This is a genomic window from Burkholderia sp. MR1-5-21 (genome assembly GCF_053427715.1).
The window spans coordinates 73,508-94,300 of the sequence record NZ_JBSAXD010000023.1 but is presented as its reverse complement, the minus strand read 5'-3'; the positions used below and the strand labels follow the sequence as shown (position 1 = coordinate 94,300).

16 protein-coding genes are annotated in these 20,793 nt (G+C 61.3%); 12 read left to right on the top strand and 4 right to left on the bottom strand.

Going from position 1 to position 20,793, the window contains the following annotated elements; all coding sequences use genetic code 11:
• Window positions 1-124: 124 nt before the first annotated feature.
• From ACV229_RS27600 to ACV229_RS27590, 3 genes are all read right to left on the bottom strand, one after another.
• Window positions 125-1,048, bottom strand: coding sequence for a glutaminase (locus ACV229_RS27600; RefSeq protein ID WP_448086281.1), 924 nt, complete (start codon window positions 1,046-1,048; stop codon window positions 125-127).
• Between the two features lie 354 nt (window positions 1,049-1,402).
• Window positions 1,403-2,191, bottom strand: a complete 789-nt coding sequence (locus ACV229_RS27595) for an enoyl-CoA hydratase/isomerase family protein (RefSeq protein WP_448086280.1) — start codon at window positions 2,189-2,191, stop codon at window positions 1,403-1,405.
• Window positions 2,192-2,447: 256 nt separating this feature from the next.
• On the bottom strand, window positions 2,448-3,368 hold the full coding sequence (locus ACV229_RS27590; RefSeq protein ID WP_448086279.1) for a LysR family transcriptional regulator: 921 nt from the start codon (window positions 3,366-3,368) through the stop codon (window positions 2,448-2,450).
• Window positions 3,369-3,910: 542 nt separating this feature from the next.
• Between ACV229_RS27590 and ACV229_RS27585 the strand changes: the two genes are divergently transcribed.
• The 11 genes from ACV229_RS27585 (at window position 3,911) to hpaB (ending at window position 16,536) form a co-directional block, all read left to right on the top strand.
• Window positions 3,911-4,249 carry a P-II family nitrogen regulator gene (locus tag ACV229_RS27585; RefSeq protein WP_448086278.1) on the top strand — a complete coding sequence of 113 codons (339 nt, stop codon included), beginning with the start codon at window positions 3,911-3,913 and terminating at the stop codon, window positions 4,247-4,249.
• A 32-nt stretch (window positions 4,250-4,281) separates the two neighbouring features.
• The gene (locus ACV229_RS27580) at window positions 4,282-5,796 is read left to right on the top strand and encodes an ammonium transporter (protein WP_448086277.1); all 1,515 of its coding nucleotides are present in this window, start codon (window positions 4,282-4,284) and stop codon (window positions 5,794-5,796) included.
• A gap of 513 nt (window positions 5,797-6,309) precedes the next feature.
• Complete coding sequence (locus ACV229_RS27575; protein WP_448086276.1) at window positions 6,310-6,513, top strand: hypothetical protein; 204 nt, start codon at window positions 6,310-6,312, stop codon at window positions 6,511-6,513.
• Between the two features lie 125 nt (window positions 6,514-6,638).
• Entirely contained in the window at window positions 6,639-7,805 is a 1,167-nt protein-coding gene (locus ACV229_RS27570; protein ID WP_448086275.1) for a porin, read from the top strand.
• A 178-nt stretch (window positions 7,806-7,983) separates the two neighbouring features.
• Window positions 7,984-8,694: a response regulator gene (locus ACV229_RS27565; protein ID WP_448086274.1), complete on the top strand. Its 711-nt coding sequence runs from the start codon at window positions 7,984-7,986 to the stop codon at window positions 8,692-8,694.
• 107 nt (window positions 8,695-8,801) lie between these two features.
• Window positions 8,802-9,920, top strand: coding sequence for an ATP-binding protein (locus ACV229_RS27560; protein ID WP_448086273.1), 1,119 nt, complete (start codon window positions 8,802-8,804; stop codon window positions 9,918-9,920).
• Between the two features lie 1,157 nt (window positions 9,921-11,077).
• The gene (locus ACV229_RS27555) at window positions 11,078-11,770 is read left to right on the top strand and encodes a hypothetical protein (protein WP_448086272.1); all 693 of its coding nucleotides are present in this window, start codon (window positions 11,078-11,080) and stop codon (window positions 11,768-11,770) included.
• A gap of 85 nt (window positions 11,771-11,855) precedes the next feature.
• Window positions 11,856-13,526, top strand: coding sequence for an ATP-binding cassette domain-containing protein (locus ACV229_RS27550; RefSeq protein ID WP_448086271.1), 1,671 nt, complete (start codon window positions 11,856-11,858; stop codon window positions 13,524-13,526).
• Window position 13,527: 1 nt separating this feature from the next.
• Window positions 13,528-14,400, top strand: a complete 873-nt coding sequence (locus ACV229_RS27545; protein WP_448086270.1) for a JmjC domain-containing protein — start codon at window positions 13,528-13,530, stop codon at window positions 14,398-14,400.
• A gap of 9 nt (window positions 14,401-14,409) precedes the next feature.
• A complete protein-coding gene (locus ACV229_RS27540; RefSeq protein WP_448086269.1) occupies window positions 14,410-14,643 on the top strand; it encodes a DUF2164 family protein in 234 nt (77 codons plus the stop codon).
• A 387-nt stretch (window positions 14,644-15,030) separates the two neighbouring features.
• Window positions 15,031-16,536 carry a 4-hydroxyphenylacetate 3-monooxygenase, oxygenase component gene (gene hpaB, locus ACV229_RS27535; protein WP_448086268.1) on the top strand — a complete coding sequence of 502 codons (1,506 nt, stop codon included), beginning with the start codon at window positions 15,031-15,033 and terminating at the stop codon, window positions 16,534-16,536.
• A 222-nt stretch (window positions 16,537-16,758) separates the two neighbouring features.
• On the opposite strand, the gene ACV229_RS27530 is transcribed toward hpaB, so the two are convergent.
• On the bottom strand, window positions 16,759-19,104 hold the full coding sequence (locus tag ACV229_RS27530) for a patatin-like phospholipase family protein (RefSeq protein ID WP_448086267.1): 2,346 nt from the start codon (window positions 19,102-19,104) through the stop codon (window positions 16,759-16,761).
• Between the two features lie 299 nt (window positions 19,105-19,403).
• Here ACV229_RS27530 and mreB point away from each other — a divergent pair, with 299 nt between their 5' ends.
• The gene (mreB, locus tag ACV229_RS27525; protein ID WP_448086266.1) at window positions 19,404-20,438 is read left to right on the top strand and encodes a rod shape-determining protein MreB; all 1,035 of its coding nucleotides are present in this window, start codon (window positions 19,404-19,406) and stop codon (window positions 20,436-20,438) included.
• The last annotated feature ends 355 nt before the right edge of the window (window positions 20,439-20,793 follow it).

Genomic DNA, 20,793 nt, shown 5'->3' with positions numbered 1-20,793 from the left:
GGATACCAGATGTCGGCATCGGGTCGATCGCCGCCGAACGACGATTTCCCCTTTGGCGTGCCGACGCGCACCACCACCAGCACGCGGCCGCCGCGCCGGGCGAGTCACGCCCGACTCCGCCGCCTCAAAAGATCGACCGCCCCGAATACGTCGTCAACCATTCCAGCGCGAGCGTGCCCGCCAGCGAGTTGCCATTCGCATCGAGCCCCGGCGACCACACGCACACGGCCATCTCGCCGGGCAGCACTGCGATGATGCCGCCGCCGACGCCGCTCTTCGCGGGCAGGCCGACGCGGTACACGAAGTCGCCGGCCGCGTCGTAGGTGCCGCAGGTCAGCATCAGCGCGGACAGCCGTTTCGCGGAACTCGAATCGACGATGCGCTCGCCGGTGACGGGGGCGACACCGCCGTTCGCAAGGAACAGCGCCGCGCGCGCGAGCTCGACGCAGTTCATCGTGATCGCGCACTGGCGGCAATATGCGTCGACGACGGTTTCCGGCGGCATCTGCATGTTGCCGAAGCTCGCCATGAAATGCGCCATCGCGCGGTTGCGCTCGGCATGCTGCAGTTCGGACGCCGCGACGCGCGAATCGTAGTCGATGTCGTTCGTGCCGATCAGCCGCCGCACAAATTCGACGAGCGCGGTCTCGGCCCTCACGAAGCGGCGGGACAGCACGTCGGTCACGACGAGCGCGCCGGCATTGATGAACGGATTGCGCGGCTTGCCGCGCTCGCTTTCGAGCTGCACGAGCGAATTGAACGCTGTGCCGGACGGCTCGCGTCCGACCCGTTCCCACAGCGTGTCGCCGAGCAGCTGGAATGCGAGCGTGCACGCGAACAGCTTCGAGATGCTCTGGATCGAAAAGCGCTCGTGCGCGTCGCCGACCGTGTAAACGTTGCCGTCGAGCGTCACGACCGCCATGCCAAAGCGCTCGGCGGGCACTTTCGCAAGCTCGGGAATGTAGTCCGCGACGTGGCCGGTGGTGCGCCATGGTTCGATATCGCGATAAATTCGTTTGAGGATTTCCTGATAGTTTCGATCGGTCATTGACGGGTGCGTCCGAGAGCCCTTGAGCACGGCCGCGATGATACCGCAGCCCGTCACTCACCGATACGCGTGCCGTAATCGACGGCTATGTGAAGGCCGGTACCGCGACGATCGGTGCGGGTTTCCTTCACCGAATCAGCCACGGGGCGCGGACGCCGTCCCTTTTCGACGCGACCGGCAATGACCGGTGGATCGGCGGAATTTGTCTCCCCATACCAGCGCAACGGCGCGTTCACGATCGACGGCGGCGTGATCCCTCTCGCATCGTCCCCGTTGCCTGGCGTGGATCAAACAGATGTGATGGTGGGTATGCGCCAGCGGTTCCAGGTCGTCAGCGGCCCGCCGGGCAGCAGATCAGCGTCCGATGAATACAACGGGCTCTGGCTGGACCCCTCGCCTGATGGCTTCGACGCGTGCGGTTCGACCCTTGCGTGCGTCTTCCGTACCGTGCAGCCCCATCGTGATGTCCAGCAGTACGGCGTCGGCGGCGGGCACGCCGCCCCCCGCCCACGCCTTCAGCAGTGCACGGATGGCTGCATACGAGCGGGTCGGCCCATTGGACAGCCGGGTGGCCAGCGATGCTGCCGTGGTCTCGACGTCCGGATCGGGACAAACGAAAGCCGCTACGCCGAGTTCGCCGGCCGTCTTGCCGGTCATCGGTTCGCCCAGCATCGTGAACCGAGCGGCCATCGCGCGGCCGGCGCGTTCTGCCAGGCGCTGAACGCCGCCTGCCACCGGCGCAGAACCGACGGAAGCCTCAAAGTGGTGAAAGACCGCGTTATCGGCAGCGACAATGAAGTCGCAGGCCAGCGCAAGCTCGAATGCGCCACCGAAGCACGCACCGCGAACGGCTGCGACGGTCGGAATCTGTAGCGCCTCGATCGCGCGGTAAGCCTGGTTCATCTCGCTGATGAAGGTGCGCCAATCGTTGAAGTCCTTGTCGATGAAATCAAGGACGTCTCCGCCATGACTGAAATTCGCTCCTTCGGCGCGCACCATCAGAGCCCGAATCCCGGAGTTGCTGGCCTCGTGTACGGCACTCTTGAGTGCTTCGCAGAACCGGTTGTTGATCAGGTTCAACGGGCCATCGGCCATCACGATGTGTCCAACGTTGTCGTCGCGTTCGAAGCGGATAACCGACATGTCAAGTCTCCTAAATGTTTTGGGATGTCGCTCGTAACGAGGCTCGCGCCAATACGGCGGAGCAAGCATGAATCGACGGGCTCTGTATCGGGGCAGGCAGATCCGGGCCGGTTCGGCTCCAGGCGAACTTGCTTGAAGAGCAGGTGCGACGAGTGTCGCGCCAAGGCGAACATTCGACAAGCCGATCTCACGAATAACGCTCTTCCACAAGGCTGATAACCTGCATCCGGACCCCATGGCGGCCGTCAGCGAGGCTTCAGTCAGGCTTCGATCGGGCCTCGTGCATGAATAGTTCGTGCACGAGGCCGCGCATCCAGCGGTTACCGGGATCGTCATGCTGCGAGCGGTGCCAGTGTTGCTTGACGTCAAAATGCGGCAACCTGTACGGAGGTTCCAGAAGCGCGAGATCGGCGATGCGCGCAAAGATCTCGCCGACATCGCTGGAAACCGTGACGACCAGATCCGTCATCGCGATGGTCATCGGGATGCTCAAGAAATGCGGCGTTTGGAGGAGCACCCTGCGCTGGATACCGTGTCCTTTGAGGAATTGTTCAACGATTTCCTGGCGGCGGCCCTCGGCCTGAACCACCGCATGGGGCAATTCGCAGAAGAGCTTCCTGGTCAGCCGCCCCTGTACCGCCGGATGATTCTTCCGGACAAGACACACGAACGAATGCCGAACCAGGCGTTGCTGAAAGACGTCTACGCCATCGAGATCCGGAAAATATCCGATCGCAAGATCGACCTCGCTTCGCTGAAGTGCGGACAGTAGCTGTTTGGGCGCCAGGGACACCGTCGTCACATTGACGCCGGGAGCGAGGCTGGTCATCCGCTGCAGCAATTTCGGAAGAGACACCATCTCTCCGACGTCCGACATCGCAATGTTGAATGTGCGCCGAGCCTTGTCCGGCTCGAAATTCGGCGCCGTCAGCACGCGTTCACGAATCTCGGCCAGTACCGACTGAACCACGGGCGCCAACTGCATTGCACGTGGCGTGGGTTGCATGCCGGACCGGGTTTTGACGAAGAGTGCGTCGCCAAGCTCTTCGCGCAGGCGCTTCAACGCATAGGACGTGGCAGGCTGACTCAGATTCAGCTCCACGGCCGCTTTGCCCAGATGTCCGTGACGCTGTAACGCGTCAAAAACGCGCAAAAGGTTGAGATCGAAGTTATCCATTTGACGAATCGACCGGACCGAGGAGATCTGTTCGGCAAATCATGCTCCGTTTCCGGCGTGCTTTCCATCTTCCCCGGCGGCGGCGGGGCGCGGGCACGTTCCCGCACGGGCGCACCGGGAATCCCTCGGGGCTTGCCGGATCCGCAATCGGTATGGCGGGAAGCCGACCCGATCGAATTGAAACGAAGGGCTTGGAAAGGCGAATGTCGATGAAATGTAATTTTTATTGGGCGCGCACGACGAAACCGAGCGCGGATGCACGTTATTGGGTCGGCGGAAACGGGGCTTGCTTGACCGTGGTGCATACGTTCCCACCGTCAATCAATATGGAATCCAAATCAATTATTCAAAACCGGGAGTAAGGGCGATTCTCCGGGATCGCAGTTCCAATGCCGCTTCGTGGCCAGTCCGGGCACCCGAAAACGGGCGACTGCAAGATCGTTTTTGCGAGAACGGCCAGTGCTGGCACGGCAGTTGCTCAATCACTCGTCGAGTCGGATCGCGGCATCGACGTTTGACAGCAAAACGAAAGAGGAGCCCACATGAAATTGATCAGCGCAATCATCAAGCCGTTCAAGCTCGATGAGACGCGGGAGGCGATCTCCGCCCTCGGCGCGTCGGGCATCACGGTGACGGAAGTGAAGGGGTTCGGTCGCCAGAAAGGGCACACCGAGCTGTACCGGGGCGCCGAATACGTCGTCGATTTCCAGCCGAAGGTGAAGATCGAGGTGGCCGTGCCCGACGATCTCGTCGACCAGGCAGTGGAAGCGATCGAGCAGGCTGCACGCACCGGCAAGATCGGCGACGGCAAGATCTTCGTCACGCCGATCGAGCAGGTGATCCGGATCCGCACCGGGGAGACGGGCGCGGACGCGCTGTAACAGACAAGACGAGTGACAAGAGGAAAACCACGATGCGTAAACTTCTGATGTCCCTGCTGATGGCTGGCTCGCTGATCGCGGCCGGCGTTGGTCCCGCGCTTGCGGACGACGCGGCGTCGGCCGCGGCTGCGCCTGCCGCCTCGGCGCCCGCCGACGCATCGGCCGCTGCCGCTGCGCCGGCCGCTTCGGCGCCGGCTGCGTCCGAGGCCGCCGCTTCCGCCGCCGCTGCGGCACCGGCTTCGGGCGCCGCCGACGCATCGGCCGCTGCCGCCGCGTCGGCCCCGGCCGCGCCTGCCGTCCCGACCGCGCCGTTCTCGGTCGATGCGTCGAAGATCAACTCGGGCGATACCGCGTGGATGCTGACCTCCACCGCGCTCGTGCTGTTCATGACGGTGCCGGGCCTCGCACTGTTCTACGCGGGCATGGTCCGCAAGAAGAACGTGCTCGCGACGGTGATGCAGAGCTTCGCGATCACCGCGCTGATCACGGTGCTGTGGACGGTGGTCGGCTACAGCCTCGCGTTCACGCCGGGCAACGGCTTCATCGGCGGCCTGTCGCGCGCGTTCCTGCACGGGATGAACTACATCCACGGCGACAAGGCGACGACGCTGACCGTCAGCCACCTCGCGCCGACGATTCCCGAGACGGTCTACTTCGTCTACCAGATGACGTTCGCGATCATCACGCCGGCGCTGATCTGCGGCGCGTTCGCCGACCGGATGAAGTTCTCGGCGATGCTCGTGTTCATGGCGCTCTGGTCGCTGATCGTCTATGTGCCGATCGCGCACATGGTGTGGGAACCGACCGGCTGGCTGTCGGCCGACGGCGTGCTCGACTTCGCGGGCGGCACGGTCGTGCACATCAACGCCGGTATCGCGGGCCTGATGTCGTGCCTCGTGCTCGGCAAGCGTGTCGGCTACGGCCGCGAAGCGATGGCGCCGCACAATCTGGTGCTGACGTTGATCGGCGGCTCGATGCTGTGGGTCGGCTGGTTCGGCTTCAACGCGGGCTCGGCGGTGGCGGCTGACGGCCGTGCCGGTTTCGCGATGCTGACGACGCAAGTCGCGACGGCCTGCGCGGCGCTCGGCTGGATGTTCGCGGAATGGGTTGCGAAGGGCAAGCCGTCGGTGCTCGGCATCGTGTCGGGCGCGGTCGCGGGTCTTGTGGCGATCACGCCGGCCGCCGGCTTCGTCGGCGTGACGGGTGCACTGGTGATCGGCATCGCGGCGGGCGTGATCTGCTTCTGGTCGGCGACGTGGCTCAAGTCGAAGCTCGGCTACGACGATTCGCTCGACGCGTTCGGCGTGCACGGCGTGGGTGGGATTCTCGGCGCGCTGCTGACGGGCGTGTTCGCTGTCAAGGATATCGGCGGCGCGGACGGCAACGTGATGCTTCAGCTCAAGGGCGTCGTGATCACGCTGGTGTACAGCGGCGTGCTGAGCTTCATCCTGCTGAAGCTGATCGACCTGACGATCGGCCTGCGCGTGACGGAAGAAGAGGAGCGCGAGGGCCTCGACGTGATCCTCCATGGCGAGGCGATCGAGTAATCGCAACGGGGCATCGATCTGTCAGTGAGCGCGGACGCCATCGATCGCGCCTGTTGAAGCGGGCAAGCGATACCGGCCGGCTGCTGCCGGCCGGTCGGTGAGCGCGCACGCGGAATCGCGGCGGGGACTTCGCGATTCCGGCAAACCCCCTGGCATGCAATCGGGACGCAAGCGCGGCGAGCGGCAAATCGTGCGAACCGGGTGACGGGCCAGGGTTGCGTGCGGGCCGTAGCGCGTCCGCCGTGACGCCGCCTTTCGGCAAACGCCGACGTCGATTGACTGCCCCGGCACGCAACGAGAAACGGGCGGCCTGAGCGGCGGTTGGCGGCTGCGAATCGCAATGCGGCGCACGATGCGTGCGGTCGGAAACATGCCCGCTACACCACCGGATGAACCGGACATCGCGAGAGCGGGTTCATGAAAGACAACGATCGGTGTCATCCCGCCGTATGGGTCGTACTCGCTTCGCAGCTTGCCTGTCTGACGATATTCGCAGGCGCAGAGGATTTCGTGATGAGAAGCAGATGGATGGGCGCGTGGTTCGGATTCAGCTTTCTGTTCGGCCTGATCCTGACGCGCGGCTACATCGGCATGTGGCGCAATCGCAGCGATGAAACAAGCATTGTCGGCTTCTTCCTTGACCACCCCACTTATCTGGCGATCGTCGTCGCGACGCTCGGCCAGGCGATCGCGATCCTGGTCGGCCATCCCGTTTGACGGCGCCGTCCCGTGCGCGAATGCGTAGCCCGTAGCCGTCGCCACTGCGACGAGCGGGCTTCCGATCAGGCATCGGGCATCAGACATCCATTTTCATTGTGTGAATCAATCGTGGAGCTCAGAAAATGAAAAAATCGTTGTTGGCACTCGCAATTTCCGGTGCGTTTTCAATAGCGGCACACGCGCAAAGCAGCGTGACGCTGTACGGCCTCATCGATACGGGCATCGTCTATACGAACAACCAGAACGGCCATAGCGCGTGGCAGATGGGGACGAGCTCGACGCAAAACACGGTGTTCGGTCTCAAAGGCACCGAAGACCTCGGCGGCGGCCTGCATACCATCTTCAAGCTGGAGCAGGGTTTCAACCTGAACAACGGTACGCAGGCGTTCCCCGGCGACGGCTTCGGCTCGCAGGCCTGGGTCGGCCTGCAAAGCGATCCGTACGGCACCGTGACGTTCGGCCGGCAGTTCGACGTGCTGAACGACCTGCTCGGGCCGCTCTCGGCCGAAAGCAACACCTGGGGCGGCAACCTCGCCGCGCATCCGTTCGAGAACGACAACCTGGCGGCCGACTCGGTGGTCGTCAACAACACGGTCAAGTACGTCAGCCCGACCTTCTACGGCGTCACCGTCGAAGGCATGTATTCGTTCAGCAACAAGGCCGGCGGCTTTGCCAACAACCGCGCGTACGGGTTCAGTGCCGGGTTCTCGCAGGGCCCCGTGAACCTCGCGGCCGGTTACCTGCAGTTCAACAGCGCCGGCGGCGGCGTGGCCGGCAGCAACCTGAACGGCGCGATTTCGCAGGGCGACGGCAGCGCGAACTTCATCGCGGAGCGCCAGCGCATCTGGGGCGCGGGCGGCAACTACACGTTCGGCCCGGCCACCGTCGGCCTCGTCTGGAGCCACACGCAGATCGACGACATGGCCAGCGTGATCTCCCTCGGCAGCGGCAGCTACATGCCGCTCGGCGGCACGCTGCGCGTCGACAACTACGAAGTCAACGCCAAGTACGCGATCACGCCCGCATGGGCCGTGTCGGCCGCCTACACGTTCACCGACGGCGCGTACTCGAACGGCGCGACGAACGCATCGCCGGCATGGAACACGGTGATGCTCCAGACCGATTACTCGCTGAGCAAGCGGACCGACTTCTATCTCGAGGGCGTGTATCAGCACGTGCATGGCGCGCCGGCCGGCTCCGTGCTCGCCAGCGCGATGATCAACACGCTGTCGCCGTCGTCGACGGGCACGCAGGTCGCGGTGACGGCCGGCATGCGTCACGCGTTCTGACCACCCGGTCCGGATCGCGGTCGACCGGACGGACGCGCCTGCCATCGCACCCTCATTTTCGAGATAAGAAGGTCAACGATCGGCAGGCGCAGTATCATGCGGTACGTTTCGGTTGACGAGGTTGCCCCGGCGCACGCCGGCTTCGTCGCCGCGTCCCGTATGAATCGAACGTTTGCCCATGTCCTTCCGGATCCTGCTTGTCGAAGACGACACCCGCTTATCCACGCTGATCGCCGGCTACCTGCGCAAGAACGACTACGAAGTCGACACCGTGCTGCACGGTGATGCCGCCGTGCCGGCGATCCTGTCCATCCGCCCGGATCTCGTCATTCTCGACGTGAACCTGCCGGGCAAGGACGGCTTCGAGATCTGCCGCGAGGCGCGCAGGGAGTACGACGGCGTGATCATCATGGTGACGGCGCGCGACGAGCCGTTCGACGAGCTGCTCGGCCTCGAGATCGGCGCCGACGATTACGTGCACAAGCCGGTCGAGCCGCGCATCCTGCTCGCGCGGATCAAGGCGCAGTTGCGCCGCACGCCGGCGCGCGCCGCCGACACCGCGGCCGCGCAGCCCGAGCGCTTCACGTTCGGCAAGTTCACGATCGACCGCACCGACCGCACCGTCGTGCTGCCGGACGGCGCCGTGCCGGACCTGACGTCGGCCGAGTTCGACCTGCTGTGGGTGCTCGTCTGCCACGCGGGCGAAGTGGTCAGCCGCGACGACCTGATGCTGCAACTGCGCGGCGTCGAATTCGACGGACTCGACCGCACGATCGACGGCCGCATCTCGAAGCTGCGCCGCAAGCTGCGCGACGACGCGAGCAACCCGCAGCGGATCAAGACGATCCGCAGCAAGGGTTATCAGTTCAGCAAGCATGCTTGGGAATGATTCGACCGGAGCAACGACGCACGGCTCACGGCTCACGCGTTGCGCGCGCGGCTGACCGGCCGGGACCGGAAGTGCGCACCCAGCCTGCCCGATAGCGGATACCCGCAATGACCCAACACCTCGACTCCCCCTCACTGTCGCCGCTGCGCTACGTCAAGTGGCGCTGGCTGCACTTCCGCCGCTCGTGGACGGACACACGCGCCGACCGGATCCCGAGCTGGTCGCGGCTCTACTTGCGCACCTACCTGCACCTGCTCGGCCTCGTGCTGCTGACGGCGCTCGTGCCGGCGCTCGCGCTCGGCGTCGTGCTGTCGCCGCAGGTCGTGTGGCATGCGTTCGATGCGTTGCCGGGCGACATCTGGATCGTTCTCGCATTCGTGCTGGTCCTCCCGGCGCTCGCCGCGTATCGCTGGATGCGGCCCGTGTGGTCGGATCTCGTGATGGTGCGCGAGCGCGCGATCGATTTCACCGGCGGACGCTTCAATACGCGTGCGCGCGAATCGCACAGCGTGATCATCGGGCCGCTCGCGCGCACGCTGAACGCGCTCGCGATGCGCATGGAGCGCCTGATCGCCGCGCAGCGCGACCTCACGAACGGCATCTCGCACGAACTGCGCACGCCGCTCGCGCGCGTGCGCTTCGCGCTCGAGATCCTGCGCGAGCCCGGTTCCGCGGCCGAATACGAAGGCGCGCTCGACAGCATCGCGCAGGACGTGACCGAGCTCGACGAGCTGATCGACATGAGCCTCACGTACGCGCGGCTCGAATACAGCTCGCTGCAGTCGAACCTCGAGCCGACCGCGCTCGCCGCGTGGTTCGAGCATCAGGTCAACGATGCCGCGCTGCTGTATCCGGAGAAATCGATCGACACGCGGATCGCGATCGCGTCCGACGTGCGCGTGAAGATGGACCGGCGGCTGATGTCGTACGCGATGCGCAACCTGCTGCGCAACGCGACCAAGTACGCGCGCTCGCAGATCGCGGTCGGCATCGCGATCGGGCACGGCAACATCTGCATCTACGTCGAGGACGACGGCCTTGGCGTGCCCGAGCCCGAGCGCGAGCGGATCTTCGATGCGTTCGTGCGGCTCGATCGCCGCACCGGCGGCTACGGGCTCGGCCTCGCGATCACGCGCCAGGTGCTGCACGCGCACAAAGGCCGGATCGCGGCCGTCGATCCGGTCGAACTCGGCGGCGCGCGCTTCGAGGTCAGCTGGCCGGTGTAGCAGGCTGTTGAAATCGGGTGTCGTGTAAACGGGCGTAGCAATCCGTGCATTATGAATAACGACCGCGAGATCTTTGGCGTTGACCTCGATGCGCGGATTGGATGAGATGCAAGTATCGCTCGCTGTTCACGACGGTGAAGCTGAAAGGCTATGTCCCAATTGATCACCCTCGTCGGCATATGTGATCGTTGGCGACGCGGGATCCGGCTATGCGGTAAGCCCGGGTCCAAGCCATACCCGACAGTCGTGCGAGCTATCGACACGCCGAGTTTCAGGCACGACGGGATCGGATGCTCGCGTGCTGCCTCGTCGTATTCTCGCCGATGTCCTGCTTCTGGTCGCTTACCGGACGGCTTCGCAATTCCGCTTTTTCTGTCATCTCCTCAGACGCTGCGAGTCCACGGGGACACGCAGCGTCCTTGAGTTGTGCGCCCGATTCCAGAAAACCAAACAGGCTTCGAATTCCGGCGGATCGAGCGCCGCGAACATCCGGCAGACGTGTCGTGCGACGGAATCCTATGCTCTGGCGACAGGTATTGGCGCAGTCAGTCGAGCTTCGATTCGTCCCAGATCTAGATGGCGCCCCAGCTATCTGCCACAGACAAAATCGTGTACAGCGCGATCATCGGAAATTCCCGCAAATCGTGCCGGGAAGGTCGGCTACGCGGATCCGTCAAACCGCCGAATACTTCTTTGATACTCAACACGTCCTGCTTCAAAACGGGCTGTCGCACGGGCTTCCCACCGGGCAAAACCATGACTACAACCCGTCACGTCAATCCTTTCAAGCAAACGGAAGCGCTTTTTAACGATTTACACAGTTCGTGCGGTTACCCCGGCTTTGCGAAATGACGTCCCGAAAATTCGAACTCGTCCCATAGACACCTAATGCGAGAAATAGCAGCATCTCGACAAAGATTCTAACGGTGTGTCAACAGACGTAATACCGAAGACCGCTGGTTGCTACCTCCGTTGCTCTGCTGTTTTCCGCTCTGTATGGGAAACGGCCGCTCGCCATATTGTGAGTGTTTGCAATCGCCATGCGGTTTCTGAGGAGGCGCTGAACGAAATTTCAATCGCTGACGGGAGGTCACTACACGCTACGAAATAAGCAACGCCACATTTTCCTTCAGAAGAATCAGTGAACAGGAGGCTTTATGAGTGAAGTCTTGGATCGCCAAACTGATGTTGTCGGATTTGTGTATCCAGCAGATTTGGAGCGATACGAGCATGAAGGCGTCATTGGCAAGTTCAGAGACGAATGGGATGTAGAAGAGGCGGAAGCGCTCGACATATTCTCGGAGATGAAGAAATTTCTGTTCGTGTCGGAGTACGCACAGAAGCAGTGCGTGGAGTTCGAGATCGACGAACCCATCTTGATGATCGACAAGATGTGGCACCATTTCATTCTGTTTACCAACGATTACGAAAAGTTCTGCAATCGATTTTTTGGGAAGATGCTCCATCACATACCTTTCTGTTCTGCACACCTTACCCAGAAGATTCAGATACTTTCCAGAAATGGAATCACGCTGAACGATCACAAGCTCGATCGACTTGAGAAACAGCTTCAAGTCGTCAGTTTGACGTTTGGAAGTGAAACTCTGAAGAAATGGTATGTGGAATACGGCAATAAGTACTCACCTGAAAAGGTAAACATGTTGCAAAGACCCCCCTATCATGGAGGTCTCGAAAAACTGGGGGCACCAATCGATCCAAAAATTGCAACGGAAATAACGGGCAACGAACTGGTCCAGGGCATCATTCAGCAGATATCACCGTCGATGTACTGTGGTAGGAACTGCGGCATGTACTGCACCTGCAACTCCTCCGGTAATATTTACGCCTAAGACATCGCCAGTAGTAAAGCCTGACACCCCGGTTCACGCAGGTGCACGACTGAATTCGGAGAGAGGCCCGTCATGGAGTCAATAAATGGATCAAGGAGCAGGGGTGTCCCACTATATCGGGCGGTTGCTGGCCCGTTACAGGTGCTATTTTTTGAGCGTAGTTGTCCTCGCGTGCATGAGTGCAATGCTGAACACATCGTTCGGTGCAATGCTGAAATGGCTGGCAGACGGCTTGCAGCACGAAAAGCGAGATGTGTTATTCCTCTTTATTGCATTGTTCTCATTGCAAAGATTTCTGCTTCCGATTGTGGGAGCTGGCGGCACGCTGATTTCGAATCGGCTCGCGAACCGGATTGAGAGCGACATTCGCAAAAGCTGGTATGAGTACGTTGTCGGACTGGACTATGGCAGTGCTGGGCTGAAGAATTCCGGGGAGTTTCAAAAAAAAATACAGGAGGCCGTCGTTTCAGTGCGGACCCTTCTAAACAATACACTAAGATCGCTGCTTTCCATTACACTTGAGATTGTCTCCATCGCTCTGTTTGCGGTTATTTTTGTAGATTGGGGAGCAGGGTTGGTTTTGCTATCTTTTGCTACCTTCTATTCAGTATTCGTCATCTATGTCACGAAGAAAAGAGTTCCAGTTATGCGGGATATCGTTCAATCGGATGCCGAATGTGCAGCTTTCATGCATGATAGTTTTATCAACTCAGGATCTATTTCTCCCGATGTTAGAAATAGGAGAGTAAATCACCACGAGATGTTGCTTGGTAGACTAGAAAACAAAAAGAATATTAACTCTCGGAAGCTGTTTGTCGATAGCGCTGCTTCTTCTGTCATCTGTCTGGCAGCCTGCTTTCTGACTCTCATGGAGTATTACGGTCAGAGAACGAGCTCGACTGGCACCATCATCATGTTGGCGACCGGACTGGCACAACTGATCATTCAGATCAATACACTCGGCTTCAACTATCGCAACATCCTCAGTGCAAAGATCGATATCTTGCGGATCTCGGAGGGGCTGAAGATCAAGGATGGCATCAGCGCAGATGTGTCGTCTTCGATGTTTAGTGCAGGGCGCTATAAATTTTCCTTTCAGGACTTCAGGGCTACGAGTGTTGCTGCAAATGGCATGCCGCCAATAGATGGGGTAGTCAGGATCAGTCCGGGAGTCGTGAACACACTGCGCGGTCCCAGTGGCATTGGCAAGAGTACCGTCGCGCGTGCGATGCGCGGGGAGATCCGGCCGTCAGCGAGACAATTACTTGTCAACGGCACCGATGTGATCAGTATGAACTCTGATCTGCTACAGGAGAAAATTGCTTATGTTTCCCAGGACAATACTATCTTCAATGAGTCGATCATCCAGAATCTTCGGTATGGGAAACGTAACGCTACGCACAGGGAAATTGTCGACACGCTCTCAAAGGTCGGATTGCAGAAGTTCATCGACAACTTGGAATATGTCGTTGGAGAAAAGGGGGGGAGACTTTCTGGTGGAGAGCGCCAGCGATTGGTGATCGCTCGGGGGCTGCTACAGGAATGCGATATCTTGATTCTGGACGAACCATTTTCAGGACTGGATGAAGAGAGAGCTAGTGACCTCGCGGTCATGATAGCTGCTCTCGCGAGTGGTACCTGCATTTTCGTGATAACGCATCAGCGTCCGGAGGTACTTTTTGGTAGCGCCTCCATAGTTAACCAGCACGTAATGGAGATGTCTGGCGGAAAGATCCACATTGCAAACCGGAGGTAGCATGCTGAGTTCGCCCGATTTCCTGTCCGGAGGCTTGCATTTGGGCCCCTATATTTTCGATTCCATCCGAGTCGATGAGATTGCCACCTGGGGTGAAGTCAATTCGCTTTTGTCCAGCGGCCTGATCGATTACCCCAGAATCCGAATTGCCGCCGCAGATAATGACTACAGTCGAAACTATAACGGATTCCTGCGCTATTCGCTCTCCGAGAGAGGAGAAAGGAGGCCCCGAATAGTTCCCGGGGCATTGCATAAGGCAATGCGTGATGGCTGTGCGATCATCATAGACCATTGCGAAGCCTTCTTCCCGGGGATCACGGCGCTGACCAGTGAAATCAGTGCCACGCTTGGCTGCCGGGCATGGGCCAATCTATACATTTCCCCCAAGGGTCCAGGTGGATTTGGCTGCCACTTTGATGATCACGATATCGTCGCGTTGCAGATTCATGGTAGCAAGCGCTGGATAATATACGCTCCTACATACCGCTCACCAAATCGTGGGGATAAGAGCTTCCACCTGCCATCTCCCAAAGGCAAGCCGCTGAAAGAACACGTGTTGTCCCCAGGAAATGGCCTGTACTTGCCATTCGGCTATTGGCACGCTGTTGAAGCGATGAGCGAGATCTCCATGCATGTCACGATTGGCCTGGACTTCATCAGGAAGCTAGACGCTCTTAAGCTGATCTCCGAGGAGCTTGCCAAAGATCGGTTTTTCCGCGACAAGATCAATTATTCGATGGCTGAGGTCGAGGCCTTTGAGTTGAAGGAGCGGCTCGTTGAGGCGATACAGGGGCTGGATATGGAGAAATTTCTCGCAAGGCTACGTGAACAACGCCGCGAAAAAGAATCAAGGTTCAATTTTCCAGAATACTAGAGATGCGTTATGCATAACGGCAACTTCGATTTGATAAAATTTTCATCGCAAGTACGTGATCTGCTGGATCGCGAACTCGAAATTGTGGTTGGTAACATGGAGGTTATGCCATTTGCCGAGAAGCTATACGGCTTGGTGAGCACTCAGGCTTACAACGAAGGAGTGCTTGACGCGAAGCGCGTGGCGGACCGCAAACTGTCCGAAATTTCGGAGCAACTTGATATTTTGTTTCGGTATGAATAAAAGATATTCTCTGAAACAGATAAGGGAGGTGTGGGTTAACGCTTATCTGAATGGGGAGGTGGATTGGTTGGCGTATCTGGAGATCCCTTCATTCTTTGTAAATAGGAATGGTGAATTAATATCAAAATCTGATCAAATAGCGTACATCGAGCGAAGTCGAAAGAAATTTCCGAGCAAGAGAGCGGGGGAGGTAGAGTTCAGGGAAACTGTCACCGAGATGCAAGAACACATAAGTTGGGCCACTGTGTCAGGTTCGGCGCGGTTCAAGAGGAACGGAGAGATCGTCAACCAATGTAATTTTTTCGAGCAGTGGCTGTTTGTCGACAGCCGATGGCAGATCGCGTCGCTGTGCATCGAAGATATCGATCGTGCCGAGGAGACGTAACGATGACAGATGAACACCAAGACGTTACCGAAGCCGTGTCCAAGATTGCCGCTTTTGATGGTGAGTACCGAGGTGCAAGAAAAGGAGCAGATTTTCTTAAGCGCCTTGAGAGTTGCCCACCTGAATTTTGGTATCGAGGAAAGCGTGTTCAAACTGTTCGGGACTTTGCGCCACTCAAGAACGGCGTAGAGACCCTGGCGGCGCTTTATGACCATCAATGGGATCGCAGCGAACTGATGCTGGAGACGGTTGATGGCAGGAAGGTGAGTCGGTCGTTTTCCATCACGAAAGACAGGAGCGATTTGCTTGCTTTGGGGAAGGCGCTTCTCACTGGCGCGGAGTTCAGTCAGGGTATGCTCGGCCGCGATCCCGCCTACCTCAACAGGTCAATTGCTTCGTTTGCGGGATGTGCCGATTTTTTCGATATCGGAGGCAGGACTTTTTCGCACAACGTCAAGGCGTACTTCAGGTTCGTTCGCGACAACGACCTTGCCCTTACTCACACTATATTGAATCCGCGGGTCAATCGGCGTGTCGGACCAGCGTTTCAAGATGAACCGACGGTGTCGGCCCATGTCACCAGGGAAACGGATGCCGGTATCTATATCACGGGCGCTCGACTGGTTGCAACGCTTCCTTTTGCCGATGAATTAGCGGTCTTCCCGGCACGGCTGCTGGACGTCTCGGATGCTTCGAAAGAGTACGCATTTGCATTCGTCTTGCCGACCTGTACCCCGGGTTTGAGGTTCATCTGCCGCGATTCCATTGATTACGGATTGGGCCGCAGGAATCATCCGCTTGGTGCACGATACGAGGAAATGGATGCTGTTGTGCTATTCGATAACGTGTTCGTTCCGTGGGAAAGAGTGTTTTGCTATCGAAACATTGACATCTGCAATCGATTCTATGACGCGACAGGGGCAACAGCTCACATCACCTATCAGGTTGTCTGCAAAAATATCGTCAAGATCGAATTCTTTCTGGGCCTCATTTCGCTGATGATCCGCGGATCAGGGCTGGAGTCGTTCCCGCATATTCATGAAAAGATGGCCGACATCTGGGCCGGATGGCAGACGATGAAGGCGTTCAAGTCGGCAGCCGAGGCCGGGGCAAGACTCAACGATTTCGGCATGCTGGTTCCAGACTGGAATCCGCTGGAGACTGCCAGGTTCATGTTTCCCCGCATGTATCCCCGGATCGTGGAGATCGTCCAGCAGATTGGCGCCAGCGGTTTGGTGACATTGCCGACGCGCGAGGATCTGGATGGGCCACTACGCAGCGAAATCGATAAGTACTTCAAAAGCATGAGGCTGGAGGCCGCGGATAAGATCGATCTGTACCGGCTGGCGTGGGATGCCTCGGTTTCCGCGTTTGCCGGTCGACAGGTCCTCTATGAGCGATTTTTCTTCGGTGATCCCGTGAATATGGCGACACGCATATTCAGGAACAACCCTTGTTCCGACTTGATGGACCGGGTGAATCATTTTATTCACGATAAGGATGCTTAAATCCTTCAGGTTTCTCAGGGCGCTGGCGGCCGCTTCGATCAACGTTCTTCTCACAAGCGCCAATATGCACAAGAACACTGGCTAGATACTGCGCAGCACATGAGTTCGTTTCGAGTTGAGCGTAATCTTATTTGATGCAAAAGCTGATCCGGCGCGCGCTTCGAAATCAGCTGGCCCGTAAAAGGCGGCTCGCCGCGATGCGGCGGCCGCTCCGGGCGCCGTTCAATACGTGCGGCCGAGCTGGAAGTAGATGTTGCGCCGCCCGCCCGGCGCGAGCGCGACACCGACGTAGAGCGGCCCGAACGACGTCGTCAGGCTCGTGAAGAACGAATAGCTCTGCTTCAGCGGCCCTGAGCTGAACGAATCGTCGAACGTCCAGACGTTGCCGAGTTCCGCGCTCGCGCCGACGAACAGCGCCTTGACCGGCGACGCGTTGAACGTCATCAGCTGGTTCATGTAGGTGACCTGGCCGTAGACGAGCGCGTTGCCGTTCAGCTGGTCGGCCGCATAGGCGGCCAGGTGCTGGAAGCCGCCGAGCGTGAAGTCGAGCAGGTTGACCGGACTCACGCCGCCGAAGCTCTTGCCCGCCTCGATGCCCGCGCTGACGCTGTGCCGCCCGAACTGCTGCGCGACCATCGTCTTGCCGAAGACTTCCGTGTACTGCCTGCCGCCGCTCGACACGAACGAGCGCTCGGCGCGCAGCTCGCCGAAATAGCCCTTGCGCGGGAACAGCGGATCGTCGAGCTGGTCGATCACGAGCCGCGCCCGCGCGCTGAGCTGCCGGCCGCTCTGGCTGTCGAACAGGAAGTCGGTCGGTTGGCCATTCGGCCCGAACGCGATCGGGATGTTGTAGTTCGGCGACGCATAGCCGTGCGCGTATGCGAGACCGATGCGGAAATCGCCGAGCCGCCGGATCGGCACGCCGAAGTCGAAGCCGACGCGCTCGGTCTGCAGCCGGAACTGGGTCAGCTTGATGTCGTCGTCATAGAAGTTCGCGTAGCGCCGCTCGTATTCGGCGTAGGGCGCGACGTACAGGCCCGTGCTCGACGACAGCGGCTGGCGCAACTCGACGCGCACCGATTGCAGGTCGCTGCCGAGCGTCGTGTCGGTACGGAATTCGAGGCCGGAATCGGTGAGCCACGGCCGGCGATAGCCGAGGTGCAGCCGGAAGCCGCCTTCATCGGTCGAGCTGCTCGACATGCCGAGCCCGAACAGCAGGAAGTTCGGTCCCCAATACTTCTCGCGCGCATCGATCACGAGCCGGTTCTCGTTGCCTTCGCTGACGACCTGCTGCGTGACGCTCTCGAAATTGCCGCTCGTCGTCAGCGCGAGCAGGTCCTGGCTTACCGCGTTCGGATCGTAGAGATCGCCGGGCTTCACGTGCAGCGCGTCGACGACGACCCGCTTCGGCACGCCGCCGTTCGTGTGGACGTCGATGCCGGTGATCCGGATCGGCGGTGGCAGCGGTTGCGTGTGCGCGGACCGGTACGCCGCGTACTGCTCCGGCGTGAGCGCGTACTGCTTCAGCCGCGGCAGCGCCGCGTTCGCGGCGGCCTCGCCGGCGGCGATCGCCTGCTTCGCGTTCTGGAAATCGGTAAACGACAGCGCGCCGAGCTCGGGCGTGAGCAGCACGTCCTGCGGGTTGGCCTGCTTGCGCTGCGACGCGACGTTCTGGCGAATCAGGATGCCGACCATCTGCTGCATCACGTCGGCCGGCGACGCGAGCGCGTCGAGCGGGCGCAGCGGCGAGCCGATATCGACCGCGATCACGACGTTCGCGCCCATCGCACGCGCCGTGTCGACCGGCAGGTTGCTGACGAGGCCGCCGTCCACCAGCGCACGGCCGTTGATCTCGGCGGGCGCGAACAGGCCCGGCATCGCCATGCTCGCGCGGATCGCGAGCGGCAGCGAGCCGTGGTCGAGCACGACCATCTGCCCGGTCTGCAGGTCGGTCGCGATCGCGCGGTACGGGATCGGCAGCCGGTCGAACGGCTGGTTGGTCGGCACGGAGGCAGTCCAGTCGGCGAGCAGCGCCTGCAGCCGGTTGCCCTGCACGAGGCCCGCCGGCGCCTTCACGCCCTTTGCGCCGAAGCCGAGCGTCAGGCTGTTCACGTACAGGCGCTCGTCCTCGCGGCGGCTCTGCGGGAGGTCCGCGCGCTCGGTCACGTCGAACGCGATGTCCGCGAGGTTGGTCTCCGACAGGCGCTTCTGCATGTCGGCGGCGGGCATCCCGCTCGCGTACAGGCCGCCGACCACGGCGCCCATGCTGGTGCCGGCGATGCAGTCGACCGGGATGCGGTTTTCCTCGAGCACCTTCAGCACGCCGAGGTGCGCGTAGCCGCGCGCGCCGCCGCCGGACAGCACGAGGCCGATCGCCGGCCGGCCGGGCTGGCCGCCGTCGGGTGTGCAGGCGTGCGAAGCAAGCGGGGGCGCGGCGGGTGCGGCAGCCGGCGTGGACGCATCGGCGGCCGGCAAGGGTTGCGCGGCGGCAGAGCAGCACCAGACGGCGACGAGCATCGGACACAGGCGGCGCAACCGCTGCCAGCGGAGAGAATCGGGCGCTGTCATCGTGCTCATCGTGTCGTGGATTGCTTGGGGGTTTCGGGCGTCGGCTATCTGCGCGGCGCAGGCAAAACCGAGAGATTAACGTGTTTTGCGCAGGCGGCGCGAGACGCGGGAGCGTGTCTTCAGGCAGAATCGCGGCGTTTTCGGCAATTTCGTCGCGAAAAAAACATAAGAATTCCCTAAAGTATCGGCATCATTTGCCGCTATGCCGGGATACGCCGGCACCCACCATGCGCAGCCGGACCGGATTGCGCTGGGCGGCGCCGGCGGCGTTCCGCCCGTTCGTTCGTAAAGGCCAGATCATGTCGACCCCGCTGTTAGGAAAGTTGTTTGCGCGACCCGTGGCGATCGACCCTGGCACGGCGAGCACGCGCATCTACACGCCCGAGCGCGGCGTGGTGCTGAACCAGCCGTCGGTCGTCTGCTTTCGCAAGCGCGACGGCGCGGCTGCGCGTCCGACGCTCGAGGCGGTCGGCGAGGTCGCGAAGGCGCTGCTCGGCCGCGCGCCCGGGCATCTCAAGGCGGTGCGGCCGCTGCAGCACGGCGTGATCGCCGATGCGCACGCGGCGGAGCAGATGATCCGCCAGTTCATCGACATGTCGCACACGCGCGCGTGGTTCGGCCGGCGCGTCGAGGTCACGCTGTGCGTGCCGTCGGGGGCGACCGCGGTCGAGCGCCGCGCGATCCGCGACGCGGCTCATGCGGCCGGCGCGTCGAAGGTCGAGCTGATCGAGGAGTCGCTGGCGGCCGGGCTCGGCGCGGGCCTGCCCGTGACCGAAGCGGTCGGCTCGCTCGTCATCGACATCGGCGGCGGCACGACGGAAGTCGCCGTGATCGCGCTCGGCGGGATCGTCTACCGTGAAGCGATCCGCGTCGGCGGCGACCAGTTCGACGCGGCGATCGTCAACTACGTGCGCAACGTGTACGGCGTGCTGCTCGGCGACCAGACCGCCGAGCACGTGAAGAAGACGATCGGCTCGGCGACCGGCGCGGTGGCGCGCGAGACGATGCGCGCGGTCGGCCGCGGCGTCGAGGACGGGCTGCCGCGCACGGTGGAGCTGTCCAATCACGACGTCGCGGACGCGCTGGCCGGTCCGCTCAAGCAGGTGACGGGCGCGGTCAAGTCGGTGCTCGAGAACGCGCCGGCCGAGCTCGTGACCGACATCGCGCACCGCGGCGCGGTGCTGACGGGCGGCGGCGCGCTGCTCGCGCATTTAGGGCGCCTGCTGCTCGACGAAACCGGGCTCGCGGTGCGGATCGCCGACGAGCCGGCGACCTGCGCGGTGCGCGGGGCCGGCGAAGCGATGGGGCGGCTCGCGATGTGCGGGCCCGATTGATCTGGTGAGCGGCCCACGGCGGTCGCGCAGGGTGTGTCCTGATGCATCGCCTGTCGCGTTGGGCGGCGACCTGTAACGCCCATCCGCCCATCCGCCTGACCGTCCGACCGTCCGCCCGTCTGTCCGTCTGTCCGTCTGTCCGTCTGTCCGACCCGACCGTCCGACCGTCCGCCGGCCCGCCATTCGCGCGAACCGCGCGTCGCCTGATCCGGCGATTCTGATCCCGCCGAGTCGACATCCTTCCATGCGCCGTGATAGCGTGACGCGCCGCGCGCGGACCGAAGCCGCCGCGCGGCAACGGATCCGGGAGGCCAAGGACAATTGAAAAGAAATATCGAGCGGGGCGTCGTGGCCC